15 protein-coding genes are annotated in these 17,217 nt (G+C 65.2%); 7 read left to right on the top strand and 8 right to left on the bottom strand.

The window, feature by feature from the left end:
- Positions 1–45 precede the first annotated feature (45 nt).
- On the bottom strand, positions 46–1,602 hold the full coding sequence (locus PKKP23_RS27820) for an alkaline phosphatase family protein (RefSeq protein WP_126879276.1): 1,557 nt from the start codon (positions 1,600–1,602) through the stop codon (positions 46–48).
- 448 nt (positions 1,603–2,050) lie between these two features.
- Here PKKP23_RS27820 and PKKP23_RS27815 point away from each other — a divergent pair, with 448 nt between their 5' ends.
- Complete coding sequence (locus PKKP23_RS27815) at positions 2,051–3,697, top strand: CHAD domain-containing protein (RefSeq protein WP_126879275.1); 1,647 nt, start codon at positions 2,051–2,053, stop codon at positions 3,695–3,697.
- Between the two features lie 112 nt (positions 3,698–3,809).
- Positions 3,810–4,676, top strand: a complete 867-nt coding sequence (locus PKKP23_RS27810) for a TOBE domain-containing protein (RefSeq protein ID WP_240659165.1) — start codon at positions 3,810–3,812, stop codon at positions 4,674–4,676.
- A 146-nt stretch (positions 4,677–4,822) separates the two neighbouring features.
- Here PKKP23_RS27810 and PKKP23_RS27805 read toward each other — a convergent pair whose 3' ends face one another.
- Complete coding sequence (locus PKKP23_RS27805; protein ID WP_126879274.1) at positions 4,823–5,524, bottom strand: phosphatase PAP2 family protein; 702 nt, start codon at positions 5,522–5,524, stop codon at positions 4,823–4,825.
- Between the two features lie 312 nt (positions 5,525–5,836).
- On the opposite strand from PKKP23_RS27805, the gene PKKP23_RS27800 reads away from it, so the two are divergent.
- Both PKKP23_RS27800 and PKKP23_RS27795 read left to right on the top strand, forming a co-directional pair.
- Positions 5,837–7,015 carry an extracellular catalytic domain type 1 short-chain-length polyhydroxyalkanoate depolymerase gene (locus tag PKKP23_RS27800; RefSeq protein ID WP_126879273.1) on the top strand — a complete coding sequence of 393 codons (1,179 nt, stop codon included), beginning with the start codon at positions 5,837–5,839 and terminating at the stop codon, positions 7,013–7,015.
- Positions 7,016–7,128: 113 nt separating this feature from the next.
- Positions 7,129–7,305, top strand: coding sequence for a DUF3563 family protein (locus PKKP23_RS27795; protein ID WP_017773290.1), 177 nt, complete (start codon positions 7,129–7,131; stop codon positions 7,303–7,305).
- Between the two features lie 60 nt (positions 7,306–7,365).
- Here the strand turns inward: PKKP23_RS27795 and PKKP23_RS27790 are convergent, their stop codons facing one another.
- The 3 genes from PKKP23_RS27790 to PKKP23_RS27780 form a co-directional block, all read right to left on the bottom strand.
- Positions 7,366–8,169 carry a BPSS1780 family membrane protein gene (locus PKKP23_RS27790; RefSeq protein WP_126879272.1) on the bottom strand — a complete coding sequence of 268 codons (804 nt, stop codon included), beginning with the start codon at positions 8,167–8,169 and terminating at the stop codon, positions 7,366–7,368.
- On the bottom strand, positions 8,160–9,155 hold the full coding sequence (locus PKKP23_RS27785) for a homoserine kinase (protein ID WP_126879271.1): 996 nt from the start codon (positions 9,153–9,155) through the stop codon (positions 8,160–8,162). The genes PKKP23_RS27790 and PKKP23_RS27785 overlap by 10 nt, the downstream gene beginning before the upstream one ends.
- 156 nt (positions 9,156–9,311) lie before the next feature.
- The gene (locus PKKP23_RS27780) at positions 9,312–9,725 is read right to left on the bottom strand and encodes a hypothetical protein (protein WP_017773293.1); all 414 of its coding nucleotides are present in this window, start codon (positions 9,723–9,725) and stop codon (positions 9,312–9,314) included.
- 219 nt (positions 9,726–9,944) lie between these two features.
- On the opposite strand from PKKP23_RS27780, the gene PKKP23_RS27775 reads away from it, so the two are divergent.
- Positions 9,945–11,471, top strand: coding sequence for an AMP nucleosidase (locus tag PKKP23_RS27775; RefSeq protein WP_033350495.1), 1,527 nt, complete (start codon positions 9,945–9,947; stop codon positions 11,469–11,471).
- 79 nt (positions 11,472–11,550) lie between these two features.
- On the opposite strand, the gene PKKP23_RS27770 is transcribed toward PKKP23_RS27775, so the two are convergent.
- The gene (locus PKKP23_RS27770; protein WP_126879270.1) at positions 11,551–12,081 is read right to left on the bottom strand and encodes a chromate transporter; all 531 of its coding nucleotides are present in this window, start codon (positions 12,079–12,081) and stop codon (positions 11,551–11,553) included.
- Positions 12,078–12,713, bottom strand: coding sequence for a chromate transporter (locus PKKP23_RS27765; RefSeq protein WP_240659164.1), 636 nt, complete (start codon positions 12,711–12,713; stop codon positions 12,078–12,080). The genes PKKP23_RS27770 and PKKP23_RS27765 overlap by 4 nt, the downstream gene beginning before the upstream one ends.
- A gap of 98 nt (positions 12,714–12,811) precedes the next feature.
- Here PKKP23_RS27765 and PKKP23_RS27760 point away from each other — a divergent pair, with 98 nt between their 5' ends.
- Entirely contained in the window at positions 12,812–13,723 is a 912-nt protein-coding gene (locus PKKP23_RS27760; protein ID WP_126879269.1) for a transcriptional regulator GcvA, read from the top strand.
- On the opposite strand, the gene PKKP23_RS27755 is transcribed toward PKKP23_RS27760, so the two are convergent.
- On the bottom strand, positions 13,714–14,460 hold the full coding sequence (locus PKKP23_RS27755; RefSeq protein ID WP_017773298.1) for an LOG family protein: 747 nt from the start codon (positions 14,458–14,460) through the stop codon (positions 13,714–13,716). The two genes, PKKP23_RS27760 and PKKP23_RS27755, sit on opposite strands and share 10 nt — an antisense overlap.
- 1 nt (position 14,461) lies before the next feature.
- Between PKKP23_RS27755 and polA the strand changes: the two genes are divergently transcribed.
- A complete protein-coding gene (polA, locus tag PKKP23_RS27750) occupies positions 14,462–17,203 on the top strand; it encodes a DNA polymerase I (protein ID WP_126879268.1) in 2,742 nt (913 codons plus the stop codon).
- The last annotated feature ends 14 nt before the right edge of the window (positions 17,204–17,217 follow it).

Here is a 17,217-nt window from a genome sequence, read left to right as displayed (position 1 = left end):
CGCGTCCAGGACCGGTGGGCGCTTGCCCGCACGCGTGCTTGCCGCTCAACTGCCGCCGACGTACGGGTCCTGTTGCCCCGCGCCGTTGGGGCGTGACGGCGCGATGCCAGGCGGTGTCGTGACTGGTGTGCCGGTTGTCCCCGCCGTGCCAGCCGTGCCGCTCGCGCTATTTGACGTCGTCGCGCCACCCGCCGCGAGCGCCTGCATCACGCCTCGCGCGTAGGCGCCGGCTTGCTCCGCGTTGATGGCGGGGAACTGCGCGGGATTGAACGGCGGTTGCGCCGCCGTCTGCTGGACTGCGGTTTGCAGATGCTGCTCGACGGAAACGTCGGGCCTCGTCAGCGCATCAAGCTTTTCCGCGATCTGGTGAAACAGCTTCTGCAGGCCGGTCGGCTGCGCGGTTTGCGCGGCCTGCAGGTCGTTCGCGGCGGATGCGGGCGTCGTGACCGGCAAAGTCGCAGGTGCGCGGTTGACGTCGAGCGAGTCGTTCAGCGCCGCGCTCAGGTCAGGCGCCGAGGCTTCGCGTGCCGACAGCGGATTCTGCAAACCGAAGCACGCGCGCACGGTGCGGATGATGGACGTGTGATCGAACGGTTGCGGGCCTGCTGAGCGCAGGATGGTTTGCGGCTTCGTGTACGGCGACACGATCACGGCAGGCACGCGCACGCCGTAGCGGTCGAACCCGAACACCTGACCCGGGCGCGGCGCTTCGGGGCGTACCGCGGCGGGCGGCGGCACGTGGTCGTAGCAGCCGCCGTGTTCGTCGAAGGTGATGACGAGCATCGTCGAGGCCCAGTTCGGCGAGTTGCGCACCGCGTTGTACACCTGCGCCACCAGCGCATCGCCGTAGGCCACGTTGTGCGGCGGATGCATGTCGCACGGCATGTCGAGGCCCGGAAAGTAGCGCGGTTCGAGAAACGAGTACGCGGGCATGTCGTTCGAATCGACGTCTTCCAGGAACTCGTCGAACGGACGAAAGTTCGTGAAGTACGGCCACAGCCGTTGCAACAGCGCGGCTTGCGAGAAGTCGTGAAAGTAGATGCGCCACTTCTGCTGCGCGCCCTGCAACTCGTTGAAGATGCTCTGCATGGGAAACGGGAAGCCGGCAAGGTCGTTGTTCTCGTAGCCGTTCGCCGTGCCCGTGTGGACGAAGAAGCGGTTCGGCCACGTCTGGCACGGCGCGGAAGCGAACCACATGTCGGAGACCGCGTAGCTTCTGGCGAGCGTGGTGAGCGCCGGCAAGTCCTCCGGACTGAAGCAATGCATGATGTCGCGCGCGTTGCCGCCGTGCGCCACGTAATTCGCGGCGAAGCTGTTCATGGGCGCAACACCGCTGGCCGCAGCGTTGCCGTAAAGCTGCTGCGTGATGTCGACGAACGATTCGCCGGGGTCCGGCGCGGGCAGCGACATCGCGGCGGGGTCGCCTGGTGCCGTCCACGGGGCGATGGGCGTGTTGTCTTGCCCCGGCTGGGCGGTGCCGGGCGCGTGGGCGAGGCCGTTGAAGTCGCGTCCGTCGGTGTAGAGGTAGCCCAGCACGTTATCGAACGAACGGTTTTCAAGCATCAGCACGACGATATGCCGGATATCGGACAGCGTTGCCATGTAGGGCTCCCAGGCTGGCGCGCGGCGCAAGGGACGGCGCGAATTGGACAGGGGGACAGGACGAGCCGGACAGAGTCGTCGCGGGCATCGTCTCGGACGGACTGCCTTCTACGCAGACTGCAAAGTTGTTTCGCGAGGCGTCGTGCGCGTGACGCAGTTCACGCACACAGGAACGAATGGCGCTCGCGCGCTTTCAAACGAGCGCGGCGTCGAGCATGGCGCCAGTGCGGCATTGTGCCTTGTCCGTTGCGCGCGGTCTGCGGTGCCGAGGGTGCCTGCGCCCCACCCTACGCACACCTTATGCGGTCGTGCGCTCATAAGGCGCACGTTGTCTCGCGCGTCGTTTTTCTGTCCGGCTATCGGCTTGTGTAACATGAATGGTGGCGTTCTTGCCGAGGCGGGCGGCCACGCGGGCAGGGCGCGCCGCATTTCTTACCGGTGAATATTCATGGCTCGTTTTATCGAGATCGTGCTGGATATCGCTGTACCGGCGGTCCGTGATTGGGCCGGTCAAAAGAAGGACGGCAGCCGTCGGCGTGGCAAGGCACCGGCATTCGTTCAATTGCTGGGCGAAGCGCTGCCGCAGCTCGAGCGTGCCGACGGCGATTCTGTCGCCCGCATCGAAAGCGTCTGTTTCGATAACGGCAGCGCGCTGGTCCGTGCGGGCTGGCGGGTCGCAATCGAAGCGTCAGCAGATGCGCAGCGCACCACCGTTTGGCATTTCGAGCCGTTTTCGCCGGGCGTCATGATCCGCTCGGCGGTATTCGATGTGGCGATCGATGCGCCGGGTGATGCATCGGCTGATGCGACCCGGCGCCCGGCCGGCCTCGCGGCCGTTTCTTTCGACGACGCTCCCGCCGCGTTTCGCGAAGCGCTCGCCATGGCGGGCGAGCTGCAACCCGCCGCAACGCTCGCATTTGCCCGCACGCGCTGGATGTGGCCGCGCCAGGATGGCGTCGTGATCGACGTGACGCTCGATGCCGATATGGGGCCACCGGATCGCGCCGAGCCCTGCCTTCATGAACTGCGTCTCTCGATTGCCTTGCCTGATGAACCCGGGAACGCGCCGGGCGGGGCCGTGCCCGCCGCCGCGTGGCAGGCGCTTTTCGCGACCGCACGCGACGCGCTCACGGCGCTGCCCGCTTTCGTGCAACTGACGGATTACGCGGACCGCACATGCCGCAATCGCGTGGGCGCGGCGCTCACGGCGGTGCGTGCGGGCGGGGTCGATCTGTCGGGAGCACGTACCCAGCGCGAGGCGCTCGCCATCATCGGGCGCAATGTCGCCGAGCATTGGTTCGGCAACGAGACCGGCGTGCGCGACGCCGCGGATACCGAGTTCGTCCATCAGATGCGGGTGGCGCAACGGCGCTTGCGCACGGCCATGCGCCTCTTCAAGGGTTGGGCTGACGAAGCGTGGGCCGACCGCATCGAACCCGACCTGAAGTGGCTTGGCAAGCTGCTGGGAAACGCGCGTGACCGCGACGTGTTCGTCGATTCGACGCTGCCGGCGCTGGCGAACGCGGACACCGGCGCTGCGCGCTGGGCAGCCACGCGCGAGGCCGCCGACGTCCAGCGCCTCGCCGCGCGCGCGAAGGTGCAGGAAGCCATGGCGTCGCGGCGTTACGCGAACCTCGCGCTCGCGTGGCTCGAATGGCAGACAGCGCTGCTCTCGCGCGAGGCGCCGCCCAATGCCGCGCGGCAGTCGCTCGCGAAGCATGCGAAGAAGCGCATCCGCAAGCCGTATCGCCGGCTCGTCGAGACGCCGAAACTCACGACCATCGACGAGAAGGCGCGCCATAGCGTGCGCATCGAGGCCAAGCGTCTGCGGTACGCGCTGGAGTTCTTCGAGTCCATCGTGTCGCGCAAGACGCGCGTGGAGGTGGCGAAGACGCTCTCGCGCATCCAGAGCGTGCTGGGGGACGGCAACGACGCCGCGGTCGCGCTCGGTTATCTGGATGAACTTAACGTCGACGCGTATCAGCAGGGCTTTGCGCGCGGCTGGTGCGAGGCGGTCAAGCGTTACACGGCGCGAGAAGGCGAGCGGCTGCTGCGCGACCTCGATGCGCCGAAGATCGTGGGCGGTGACGGGTGAGCGCCGTTGCGCGGTCGCGGCTGGTCGCGTGGTGCGTGGCTATAATCGGCCGGCGTCCACGTCATGGGCGTTGTTCCTCCCGCCGCGTTTTCCCCCTCTTTGCCTTGCGCCGATGACTTCGCGTACCGCCCGTCCTGCCCGCTCGTCCCGTGCCTCGCGCTCCGCCCGTGCGTTGCGCGAGCCGCTCGAACTGGGCGGCTCCGTATGGTTTCAGGCCGGCGAGCACACGCTCGGCGGCGCGTCGCGCATCGCGCTGCTCGCGGCGATTGGCGAGACGGGCTCCATCACGGGCGCGGCCAAAGCGGTGGGCATGAGCTACAAGGCCGCGTGGGATGCCATCGACGCCATGAACAACCTGGCGGGCGAGGCGCTCGTCGAACGGGCAACGGGCGGCAAGGGCGGTGGCGGCACGACACTCACGCCGCGCGCAATCAAGCTGATCGCCACGTTTCGCGCGGTGGAGCGGGAGCACCGGCGGTTTCTCGAACGCGCGGGCGAGGCAATCGAAAATTTTGCAGACGACTGGCAACTCATTGGGAGAATCGGCATGAAGACGAGCGCACGCAATCAGCTGTACGGCAAGGTCTCGGCGGTAACACGCGGAGCTGTGAACGACGAAGTGGCACTCGAACTGCCCGGCGGGCAGACCATCGTGGCCGTGTTGACGCACGAGAGCAGCGAAACGCTGGGCCTGGCTCCTGGAGCGCAGGCGTTTGCGCTCATCAAGGCCTCGTGGGTGATGCTGCTCGTGGACGACGGCAAGCCCGTCAAGCTCTCGGCGCGCAACCAGCTGCGCGGCACGGTGAGCGGCGTCAAGCGCGGCGCGGTGAACTCGGAGGTCGCGCTTCAGCTCGACGGCGGCCCGGTGGTGACGGCAATCGTTACGAACGAGAGCGTGGATGCGCTCGGCCTTAACGACGGTGTGAAGGCGATTGCGGCGTTCAAGGCGTCGAGCGTGATTCTCGGCGTGAGCGATTGAGACGCAGCGGTCGCGGCGCAGGCGTCTGGGAAAGGCGGCCGGGCTGGGGGGCTGCGCGATCAGGCGCTGCGCCGCGCTGAGCACCGTCCGCCGCTTGGGTGTTGGAAATGCGACCTGCGGCGCGCGACGTGGGGCGCGGTCGCAGGTTAGACCGCTTCGGAGGGCCGCGGCGAAAGCGTGTTGCTAGTCTGCGAGACCGGGGCGGCAGGAGGGCGGTCGTAGCGTCCGGCTTTCCATTTGGCGCGGACGAACGGACGCTCGTGGCCGGACACCTTGAGTGCAATGTGCGTGACCCAGCGCTGGGTCGGCACGCGCACGTCATGCAGCGTGAAAGCGAGGATGGCAAGGCTGATCGTCACCGCGGCCGCCGACAGCCGCCCAGGCTGCGCATGCCACGCCCATCGGATGAACGCGAGCGCCGTCAGAGCCCCGACGAAGCAGCCCGTCACGGCTTCGGATGGCGAATGCGCCTCCAGCGCGACCCGCGAGAGCCCCACCGCAGCGCCGGCCGCGATGCCGGCCACAATGCCGAGTATTCGTACCGGGGGCCGCGCCCGCAATAGCACGAGGAAAAAAGCGACTGGATAGACGGCCGTAGAGAGCATTGCGTGCCCGCTTACGCCAGTGAAGTCGAGCTCACGAATGCCGACACCCCAACCCAGAAAGGCGATCTTCGTCACCGTGACGATGCCGACGGCAATCCCGAGCAGCACTAGCCAACCCGCCGCAAGGCGCCACGAGTACCCGAACGCCAGCCACAGCGCAATGGCGAGCGCCAGCGGCAGCGTCAGGCCGGCGCCGCCGAAGCTGGTGATCAGGTACCACAGGTGGGAAGGCAACTCTGGCATGACATCGGGCGACCGGGCGCGTTCAGGGCAGGTTCATCACTTGAATAACGCGTAAGCCGCTTCATCCGACGACAACACGTTAAATGCATAAGCTCCAGTATAGCCGCCGCCCGCGGGAGGGGGCCGGCGGCCGTGCGGCAAGTCGGGCGCGGTGAGTCGCGCGACGAGAGGAGCGAAGTGCAATCCGGCAGGCATATTCGACGTCAGCGGCAGACCCGGAATGGTGTTATTGTGCAACGCACAACATGTCGCCTTCCGGTCGCGAACGACGCAGCGGGAAGCGGCAGATCGGTCCCTTTTACGAGGTCCCCGATGACCAAAAGCTTTACGAAGATCTGGCTGGGCGGCTTGAAGCGCCTGCTGGCCATCCAGAGCGAACACATTCGCAAGACGACGAAACGCGCGGGGTTGCGGCCGGCGCGTGCCGCAACTCCGACAAGAGCCACGACGAAACCCGCCGCCAAGCCCACCGTGAAGGCGCGCAAGCCCGCCACGCGCGGCACGCCGCCGGCAAGAGAGTCGCGCGTGCGTCCCCGCGCAGCCGCGTGGGCGACCGGGCACTGGACGCGTTCCTTCCATTCGGCGCCTGTTCCGGCCGGCCGGCTCGTGAATCACCTGTCCTACGGTCTCTACATTCCGGCCGAGCGCCCGACGACCCAGATGCCGGTGGTCGTGATGCTCCATGGCTGCAAGCAGTCCATCGACGAATTCGCCGAGGGTTCGCGCATGAACCTTCTCGCCGACCGGCACGGGTTCGCGGTGCTGTACCCCGAGCAATCGAAGCACGCGCATGCCCATCGGTGCTGGCATTGGTACGACACGAGCGAACATACGGGTCTTGCGGAGGCACGCGCCGTAGATTCGCTCGTTGAGTCGCTGGTGGAGCAGCACGGGTTCGACCGTGAGCGTGTCTACGTGGCGGGTTTGTCGGCGGGCGCCGGGCTGGCTACGCTGCTCGCGGCGCACTACCCGCAACGGTTCGCGGCCGTGGCGCTGCATTCGGGGCCCATGTTCGGCGAAGCGCATTCCGGCATTACGGCGATGGACGTCATGCGGCGCGGCTCCCGTCACGACCCTGTGGCGCTGGTGGACAAAGCCGTCGACGTATCCGCGTACCCCGGCATGCCGGCCATCATTCTGCAGGGCGACGACGATCCTGTCGTCGCGCCTGTGAACGCGGAACAACTGGCCGTCCAGTTCTTGCGCCTTAACGGCCTGGTGGACGCGCGTGGCTCGCGCCGCGACGGCCAGTTGCGCGAAGAGCGCCGGGCTGACGTGGTGGTGCGCGACTACCTGCAAGCGGGGCGACGGGTGGTGAGCGTCTACCGGATCGGCAGCCTCGGACACGCCTGGAGCGGCGGCGACGACACCGTGCCGTTTCACTCTTCAAAAGGGCCCGATGCCAGCGCCCTGATCTGGGACTTTTTCCGCCTGCAACGTCGGGCGGTACCGGCAGAAACGGCGGACCGCAGCGCGGCGGCAAGACTCTGATCAACGCATGTTGCGCAGCAGCATCAGAATAATGATTCGGTGGCGGCTCTCAGGGTTTTCCCGTACAATCGGGTTTGTACTTAGGTGTTAACCCTTACACCGTCGAGGTTACCATGTATCTCCTGAGCCGCCTTTTCCTCTTCCTTACGAAGTCCGCCGATGAACGCGCCAAGGAACGCAACGACGCGTATCTGGCGGAAGCCACCGACCTGTACGACCTCGAGTTCCGTATGCGCAAGCTGGATCGCGAGTCGCGCACCCGTCAGCCGGCGTGGATGAACCAGCACTAAGAAGCGGGTGGGCGCGGTGGCGGCCTGCATCGGGCCGCCGGATGTCTACTTGCCTGCGGGCTACTTACCCGCCGCAGGCAGATCCGGTGTCTTTGGCTCCTGTACGCCGAAGCACCCGCGATACGTCGCATAAAACGAGCAATAGAGCATCGTCGTCACGACGATGAGCGCCGGCATAACGAAAGCGAGTCCGTATTCGCCTGTGCCGAGCGCTTGTGTCAGCGCCGAAAGCGCCAGCGATACCGTGATCGATACGGCGAACCACAGCGCTGCGTACACCACGAAGGCGCCGCGATTGCGCCAGCAACTCACCACGCTGAAAAACATCGCCTTGATGGGCGGCACGTCGTGCCAGGCAATCAATATCGGCGAGAACCAGAACAGCATGGCCACGGGGATGTAGAGCGCGAATGCCGCCATCATGGCGAGCAGCACGTCGTTGTTCGCGATGCTGTCCGGCTCCGTCGAACTGCCTACCGTCATGAGCTTGAGCAGCGCGCCGCCGTCGGCGAGCGCCGACCCGGCGAGCACCAGCGCCATCGCCACCGCATAGAGCACCCCGAGCAGGATCAGCCGCCGCGCTACGACGGCGCCATACGAGCGGAACCCGTCAATCAAGATGGTGGGGAAGACCGGCTTGCCCGCGATGGTGTCGCGGCACGCCGCCATGAATCCCACCGCCACGCCCGGAATGAAGATGAGCGGCAGCACATTGCCCACCAGGGGAATGGCCGAAATCAGCGTCATCGCGAGCAAATAGGCAAAGAACAGCGTCAGGAACGCGAGCGGATTTCTGCGGAACAGCCAGATTCCCTGCCGGAACCAGACATAGCCGGCCTTTGCGGGAACTTCAATCAGTTGCATGAGGTATGAATGCCAGGAAGTGCGGAGCCGACGAGGCGTTCGCGCAGAATGCGCTCGAACTGTGCCGGGTCGTGTGGCTTGAGAAGCTCTGCCGCGCGCGGCAGATGGAAATCGTACAGGCGCGACACCCAGAACCGGTATGCACCCGCACGCAGCATGTCGTCCCAGTGATGGTTTTCTTCGGTCGTGAACGGACGCACGGTCTGATACGCGCGCAGCATCGCTTCCACGCGCGCCAGGTCCAGCTTGCCCGTGGCGATGTCGACGCACCAGTCGTTCACCGTGACCGCCACGTCGAACAACCACTTGTCGCAGCCGGCGAAATAGAAATCGAAGAACCCGCCCAGCCGCACTTCGTGACCGGTCGACGGGTCGGCGTGCGCGAACAGCACGTTGTCGCGGAACAGGTCGCAATGGCACGGGCCGCCCGGCATCGCCGCATAGTCGGCCGAGGCGAAGAACGCTTCCTGGTGCGCGAGTTCCGTAGTAAGCAGTTCGCGCTGTGCGTCGGTGACGAACGGCAGCACGGCGGGCACCGTCTCGCGCCACCAGGGCAGGCTGCGCAGATTCGGCTGCTCACGCGAAAAATCGCGGCCGGCCAGATGCATGCGCGCGAGCATCTGACCCACCTCGATGCAGTGCTCTTCACGAGGCGCCAGTTCGGCCGAGCCTTCGAGTTTCGTCACGATGGCGGCCGGCTTGCCGTTGAGCATGCCGAAGAGCGAGCCGTCGGCGCGCGGCATCGGGTCGGGCACGGGCACGCGATGTCTCGCGAGGTGCCGCATCAGATCCAGATAGAACGGCAGCTGCACTGCCGTGAGCTTTTCGAAGATCGTGAGAACGTATTCGCCGCGCGTGGTCGTGAGGAAGAAATTGCTGTTCTCGATTCCAGATTGAATACCGTGGAAATCGACGACCTCGCCAAGGTCGTAGTCGCGCATCCATTGCGCGAGCTGGGGTTCAGTGACAGCGGTGAAAACGGCCATGCGCGAAACGTCGGGTCGGGTTGGTCGGACCGTCCGTGCCTGACGGGCGCGGCGGTGAGATCGGACAAACGGGCAATGAGTGATTGCGAGCACCGCGCGTCAGGCGGCGCGTCTGCGGCAGCGAAGGGCGCGTGCCCTGCGCTGCCGCGGTGTGGATCAGTAATGCAGGCTTACCGACGGCAGACGCTTGCTTGCCTGGCCGTTGTCGCGCACGGTGGGCGACGTATCGAGCGGCGCGCTCATCTGATAGTGCGTGCCGAAGTTCGAACGCACATCGATTTCCACCGGCTTGCCTTTGTCGCGGTATTCGGTGATTTCCGTGCCGTTCCCCGCCTTTTCGTGGAAGCTCGGCTTGCGCGGCACGTTGATGTCCACCTTGGACGTCACGTTTGCCGGCGGCCGGTTGATGGCTGCGAGATCGGGCAGCCCCGCGCGTTCGTTGGCCGACTGCGGAGCGGCCTGGGCGGATTGAGCGTCGACGTTGGCCTGCGCTTCGTCGGCGGGCGCGGCCATCGCAACGCTGCACATAGCAAGCATCGCCGCAACGGCAGCAGGGAGGAGCGGCTTCATGGTGTTTCTCCGTTCGAGTTTGGCGATTCTAACAAATCCGGCTCGCGCCACGGGCGCTACAGCCTTATTTTGCGCCGCTTTGGCCGTGTCCGCCGCGAGGCTGCCCGGTCATGCAGGACCTGTTCGGCATGCCGCTCGATGGTGCTGCCGCGCACGCGCGCTGCGCTCTTCGCGCCGGGTTCCGTGGTAATGTCGTTTGAACTATTCGAGGCGATCAAGATGAACAAGGAATTCAATCTGCCGACGCTGATGACACCGGCAAACGACTATCCCACCGAGGCCTTCGAAGACGCCACCGAAGCAGTGGCCCGGCTCTCGGCCATCTACGAAGCCAACACGGCGTTCCTGCGCGATGCGTTCGCCCGCTATCGCCGTAACGAGCCTTTCGAGCGTCGTGTGCGCGCCTGTTATCCGTTCGTGCGCATCCGTACCGAAGTCAACACGCAGATCGATTCGCGCCGCTCGTATGGCTTCGTCGCGGGCCCGGGCGTGTTCGAAACCACGGTGACGCGTCCCGACCTGTTCGGCAATTACTATCGCGAGCAATTGCGTCTGCTTTCGAAGAACCATCACGTGGCGATCGAAGTGGGTGTATCGGAGCATCCCATTCCGATCCACTTCGCCTTTGCCGAAGGCATTCATCTGGAAGGTGACCTGGATCGCGACCGTCTGCTCGCCATGCGCAACGTGTTCGACACGCCTGACCTCGCGCTGCTCGACGACCGCATCGTCAACGGCACGTACGAGCCTGCGCACGGCGAGCCGCAGCCGCTCGCGCTTTTCACGGCGCCGCGCGTGGATTTTTCGCTGCATCGGCTCAAGCACTACACGGCCACGTCGCCCACGCACTTCCAGAACTACGTGCTCTACACGAACTACCAGTTCTATATCGACGAGTTCGTGAAGCTGGGCCGCACGATGATGGCGCACACCGACGACCCCGAATTGCGCGAATACCGCTGCGAATACACGTCGTTCGTCGAGCCCGGCGATGTGGTGACGTACAACGCGAACCTCGACGAACAGGCCGACGAAGGCGCGCCGCCGCCGCGGCAGCCGCAGATGCCGGCCTATCACTTGAAGCGCGCGGATGGCAGCGGCATCACAATGGTCAACATCGGTGTGGGGCCGTCGAACGCGAAGACCATTACCGATCACATCGCCGTGCTGCGCCCGCATGCGTGGATCATGCTCGGGCACTGCGCGGGTCTGCGCAACACGCAGCGCCTGGGCGACTACGTGCTGGCGCACGGCTATGTGCGTGAAGACCACGTGCTCGACGACGACCTGCCGCTCTGGGTGCCGATTCCCGCGCTGGCCGAAGTGCAGGTGGCGCTCGAGCGTGCGGTGGCGCAGGTGACGCAACTCGACGGCGTAGAACTCAAGCGCGTGATGCGCACGGGCACCGTGGCGAGCGTGGATAACCGCAACTGGGAACTGCGCGATCATCGCGAGCCGGTGCAGCGGCTTTCGCAGAGCCGCGCGATTGCGCTCGACATGGAGAGCGCGACGATTGCGGCCAACGGTTTCCGCTTCCGCGTGCCGTACGGCACGCTGCTGTGCGTCTCGGACAAACCGCTGCACGGCGAGCTGAAATTGCCCGGCATGGCGGACCAGTTCTATCGCGCGCAGGTCGACCAGCATCTGCAGATCGGCGTGAAGGCGATGGAGCTGCTGCGCACGAACGGGCTGCATCGGTTGCACAGTCGCAAGCTGCGCAGCTTTGCCGAGGTGGCGTTTCAGTAAGCAGGGCTGTCGACATTCCGCCGTGGGTGGCTCACGCGATGACTGCCCACGGCCATCGCGGCAAGGTGGGCCGCGTATGCTACATCTGCCCGATCCCCGTCAGCCCAATCAGGCTGCCCGCGCCGAGCAACCACAGCGGATGAATCTTCGTCTTGAACGCAAGAGCCGCGCACACAGCGGTAATGCCCCATGTAACCCACACCAGGTCCGACGCCTGCGCGATGAGCACCGCACTGGCCGTGACGAGCCCCGCGGTCACCGGCACCAGGCCCTTCTGCGCGAAGCGCCGCCACGGGCGGTCCTTGAATCGCTCCCACGCGTGAAGCGCGAGGATCGTTACGATCGACGACGGTCCGAACTTCGCCACGGAACTCACGAGCATGCCCCACCACCCGGCCACATGCCATCCCACGAGCGTCACCACCATCATGTTGGGACCCGGCGCCGCCTGAGCCAGTGCGAAGAGGGCGCTGAACTCGGTGGCGGGCATCCAGTGATGCACATCGACCACTTGCCGCTGCATCTCCGGAAGGATCGTATTGCCCCCGCCGAATGCAAGCAGCGAGAGCTGACTGAAGATAATGGCGAGCGAAACGAGCGTGTCGGTCATCGTGAGGCCCTCGAGGCAATGAAGATGCTGAGCGGTGTGAGCACGAGCATGGTGGGTAGCAGCGGTACGCGCAGGATCGCGATCGCGATGAAGCCGAGCGCCGCGAGTGTCGCCGCAGCCGGATCGTGACGTAGCGGCAGCAGGATCTTGACCGCCATCGCGATGAGCAGGCCGGCTGCTGCCGCTGCGAGTCCGGCAAACAGATGTCTTACATGCGGATTGTTCTGCGTGCGCTCGTAAATCACGCCTAGCCCGACCACCACCAACGAAGGCCCGGCGATCAGCCCGAGCAAACCGGCAAGCGCACCGCGCAGGCCGCGAAAGCGCATGCCCAGCGCAACCGAAAGGTTGATGACGTTGCCGCCGGGCAGAAACTGGCACAGGCCAAGCAGGTCGGTGAATTCCGAAGCGCTGAGCCAGTGCCGCTGCTCCACGATGGCGCGCCGCGCAAGCGGTAGCGCGCCGCCGAACGAGGTGAACCCGAGGCTCAGGAAGCCGAGGAATATTTCGCGCACCGTGGGAACAACCGTCGACGGCGCCGTAGCGGAGTCGCCGGCGGCGTGCGTGTGGGCCAGAGCGTGCGGCGGTGCGCCGTTTGCGTCGCCGCGGTCCGAAGGAGAAGAGCCATCCATGACCAGTGCCATCTTGTAAGAAGACCCGAGGGTAGCGCCGATCGGTTGTCAGGCAAAACGATTTTTGTGCCGTCCGCTTGTGACTTAGAATCACAAGCATGATCCGTAACCTTCCCCCATTTCCCGCGCTGCGCGCCTTTGAAGCGGCTGCAAGGCACAACAGCTTCACGGCGGCGGCAGACGAGCTTCATGTGACGCACGGTGCAATCAGCCGCCAGGTGGCGGCGTTCGAGGCGTGGGTCGGCGTGCAGGTGTTCCACCGTGTGGGCAAGCGCGTGCGGCTCACCGACGATGGCCGCCGGTACCTCGCGACGGTGCAGGCCGCCTTCGACAGCATTGCGCTCGCCACCAACCAGTTGCGCGACACCGCCGTCGTGAACGTGCTTCGTATTAACGCGGTGCCGACCTTCGCGATGAAGTGGCTGCTGCCGCGTCTGAACCAGTTTCAGCGCATGGTGCCGAACGTCGAGCTGCGGCTCTCCACGTCGAATGCGCCCGTCGAGACGCTCGACGCCTTCGACGTCGCGGTGAGGCGCGGCCCCGGGCATTGGCCGGACTGCGCGAGCGCGCACTTTCTCGATGAAATGGAAATTCCGATGTGCAGCCCGGCGCTCGTGCAGCGCCTGCCGATCCGCACGCCGGACGATCTTGCACGACACGTGCTGCTGCATTCGGATACGCGGCCCGACGCGTGGCGTACATGGCTTGCGGCCGCGGGTGTGAAGGTGAAGTGCCGCAAGAAGCAGTCGTTCGACCACTTCTATCTGGTGTTGCAGGCGGCGGTGGACGGGTTGGGCGTCGCGCTCGGGCCGCTGCCGCTGGTGGCCGACGAACTGGCGTCGGGCCGGCTCGTGGCGCCGTTCGCGGGACCGAGTATCGATGCGCGCGGCTACTGGTGGGTGGCGCGGCGCGAGGTGGCGGACGCGCCGCTCGTCGAACAGTTTTGCGGCTGGCTGGAGGCGCAGGCGAAAGGCGCTGCGCCCGCGCCGCGGCTTGACGCTTACAGATAGAACATGCGGTCGTCGTCGGACTTCGCGGCGGCCTGCGGCTCCGTCTCTTCGCGGTCTTCGTAGAACGACAGCACGGCTTCGAGCACCTGGTCCGGGTCGTCGATTACCTGCATGAGGTCCGTGTCGCCCGGGCTGATGAGACCCATGGGCAGAAGCGAACTGCGGAACCACTCGAGCAGGCCGGTCCAGAATTCGCCGCCCACCAGAATGATGGGCACGTGGCGCGATTTCTTCGTCTGGATCAGCGTGAGCACTTCAGCGAGTTCGTCGAGCGTGCCGAAACCGCCAGGCATCACGATCACCGCGTCGGAGTTCTTCACGAACGTGACCTTGCGCGTGAAGAAATGGCGAAAGCGCAGCGAGATGTCCTGCCACTGGTTGCCCGACTGTTCGTGCGGCAACTCGATGTTCAGTCCTACCGAAGGAGCCTTGCCTGCATGTGCGCCTTTGTTCGCCGCTTCCATGATGCCAGGGCCGCCACCGGAGATAACAGCGAAGCCCGCATCCGAGAGTTTTCGCGCGATTTGCGTTGCAAGCTGGTAGTACTTCGAGTCCGGTTTCAGACGTGCCGAACCATAGATGCTGACAGCCGGGCGGATCTCCGAGAGGTACTCGGTCGCCTCAATAAACTCTGCCATAATCGTGAACATCTGCCACGACGCGCGGGCCTTCTTGGCCGTGGCGCGCTCTTGATCTGCGAGTGAACGCAGACTCGGAATCACTTTTCTCTTGTCCATAATGCCTGAAGAACGAAATCTGGAAGGTAAGACCCTGCTATTGGTCGACGGTTCGAGTTATCTGTACCGGGCTTACCACGCGATGCCTGATTTGCGCGGCCCGGACGGCGAACCGACTGGCGCGCTCTACGGGATCATCAACATGCTGCGCCGTATGCGCAAGGAAGTTACGGCAGAGTATAGCGCGTGCGTGTTCGACGCGAAGGGCAAGACGTTCCGCGACGACTGGTACCCGGAGTACAAGGCCCATCGGCCGCCGATGCCCGAGCCGCTTGCGAAGCAGATCGAGCCCATTCATGTCGCCGTGCGCGCACTTGGCTGGCCGCTTCTGATGATCGACGGCGTTGAAGCCGACGACGTGATCGGCACGCTCGCGCGCGAGGCCGAGCGCCACGGCATGAACGTGATCGTCTCCACCGGAGACAAGGACCTGGCGCAACTCGTGACGAACCATGTCACCCTCGTCAACACGATGACCAATGAAACGCTCGATCGCGACGGCGTGATCGCACGTTTCGGTGTGCCGCCCGAGCGCATCGTCGACTATCTCTCGCTCGTGGGCGATACCGTGGACAACGTGCCCGGCGTCGAGAAATGCGGCCCGAAAACAGCGGTCAAATGGCTCACGCAATACGGCACGCTCGACGACATCGTCGCACACGCGGACGAAATCAAAGGTGCGGTAGGCGACAATCTGCGCCGCGCACTCGACTTTCTGCCGATGGCGCGCAAGCTCGTTACGGTGGAGACCGCGTGCGATCTCAACGGGCACGTCGCGTCGTTCGAAAACACGCTCGTTACGCGGCCCGAAGCGCGCGAAGAGCTGCGCGATCTCTTCATGCGGCACGGCTTCAAGACGTGGCTGCGCGAAGTGGAAATGGCGGCGGCCGTGGAAGAACCCGGTTCCACCGACGAGCCGGCGCCGCTCGTGGACGGCGAGCGCAACTACGAAACCATCCTGACCTGGGAACAGTTCGACGCATGGCTCGCGAAGATCGACACCGCGGAAATCACGGCGTTCGACACGGAAACCACGTCGCTCGATGCGATGACGGCGAAGCTGGTGGGCATGTCGTTTTCGGTGGAGCCCGGTCATGCCGCGTATCTGCCGCTCACGCATCGCGGCCCGGATGCGCCTGAACAGTTGCCGCTCGACGAAGTGCTCGCAAAGCTCAAGCCCTGGTTCGAGAGCGCGGACAAGAAGAAACTCGGCCAGCATCTGAAGTACGACGAGCAGGTGCTCGCGAGCTACGGCATCGAAATGAACGGCGTCGAGCACGACACGCTGCTCGAGTCCTACGTGCTCGAATCGCACCGCACGCACGACATGGATAGCCTCGCGCTGCGCCATCTCGGCGTGAAGACCATCAAGTACGAAGAAGTGGCGGGCAAGGGCGCGCAGCAGATCGGCTTCGACGAGGTGCCGGTGGACAAGGCGTCCGAATACGCAGCCGAAGACGCGGACATCACGCTGCAGCTTCATCGCGCGCTGTATCCGCAGATCGAACCTGAAGCCGGCCTCAACCACGTCTACCGCAACATCGAGATGCCGACGTCGCGCGTGCTGCGCAAGATGGAACGCAACGGCGTGCTGATCGATGCGGAAAAGCTGCGTGTGCAGAGCCACGAGATCGCGACGCGCCTCATCGAACTCGAACGCGATGCGTACGCGCTGGCGGGCGGCGAGTTCAACCTGGGCTCGCCCAAGCAGATCGGCCAGATCTTCTTCGAGAAGCTGCAATTGCCGGTAGTGAAGAAGACGCCGAGCGGCGCGCCTTCCACCGACGAAGAAGTGCTGCAGAAGCTGGCGGAAGACTATCCGCTGCCGAAGCTGCTGCTCGAACATCGCGGCCTCTCGAAGCTGAAGTCCACCTACACCGACAAGCTGCCGCGCATGGTGAATCCGCTCACCGGCCGCGTGCATACCAACTACGCGCAGGCTGTGGCCGTAACGGGGCGCCTTGCATCGAACGATCCGAACCTGCAGAACATCCCCGTGCGCACCGCGGAGGGCCGCCGCATTCGCGAGGCCTTCATCGCGCCGCCGGGCCACAAGATCGTATCGGCCGACTACTCGCAGATCGAGTTGCGCATCATGGCGCACATTTCCGGCGACGAGTCGCTGCTGCGCGCGTTCTCGCAGGGCGAGGACATTCACCGCGCCACGGCGTCCGAAGTGTTCGGCGTGACGCCGCTCGAAGTGAGTTCCGACCAGCGGCGCATCGCGAAGGTGATCAACTTCGGCCTGATCTACGGCATGAGTTCGTTCGGTCTCGCCTCGAATCTCGGCATCACGCGCGACGCGGCGAAGCTTTACATCGACCGTTATTTCGCCCGCTACCCGGGCGTCGCGCGCTACATGGACGAGACGCGTACCGCCGCGAAGGCGCGCGGCTACGTCGAGACCGTGTTCGGGCGCCGGCTGTGGCTACCCGAAATCAACGGCGGCAACGGTCCGCGCCGCCAGGCCGCCGAGCGCGCGGCCATCAATGCGCCGATGCAAGGCACGGCGGCAGATCTCATCAAGCTCTCGATGATCGCCGTCCAGAAGTGGCTCGAAGATTCGCGCATCGGCTCGAAGATGATCATGCAGGTGCACGACGAACTGATTCTCGAAGTGCCGGACGCCGAACTCGATCTCGTGCGCAAGCGCTTGCCGGAGCTGATGTGCTCGGTGGCGGCGCTCAAGGTGCCGCTCGTGGCCGAAGTGGGCGCGGGCGCCAACTGGGAAGAAGCGCACTGATCGTGCTGCAGACG

It is taken from the genome of Paraburkholderia kururiensis JCM 10599 = LMG 19447 (assembly GCF_003986935.1).
GTDB classification, from domain to species: domain Bacteria; phylum Pseudomonadota; class Gammaproteobacteria; order Burkholderiales; family Burkholderiaceae; genus Paraburkholderia; species Paraburkholderia kururiensis.
Note: the sequence above shows the minus strand (reverse complement) of the source record. Positions and strands in the feature narration are given on the sequence as shown.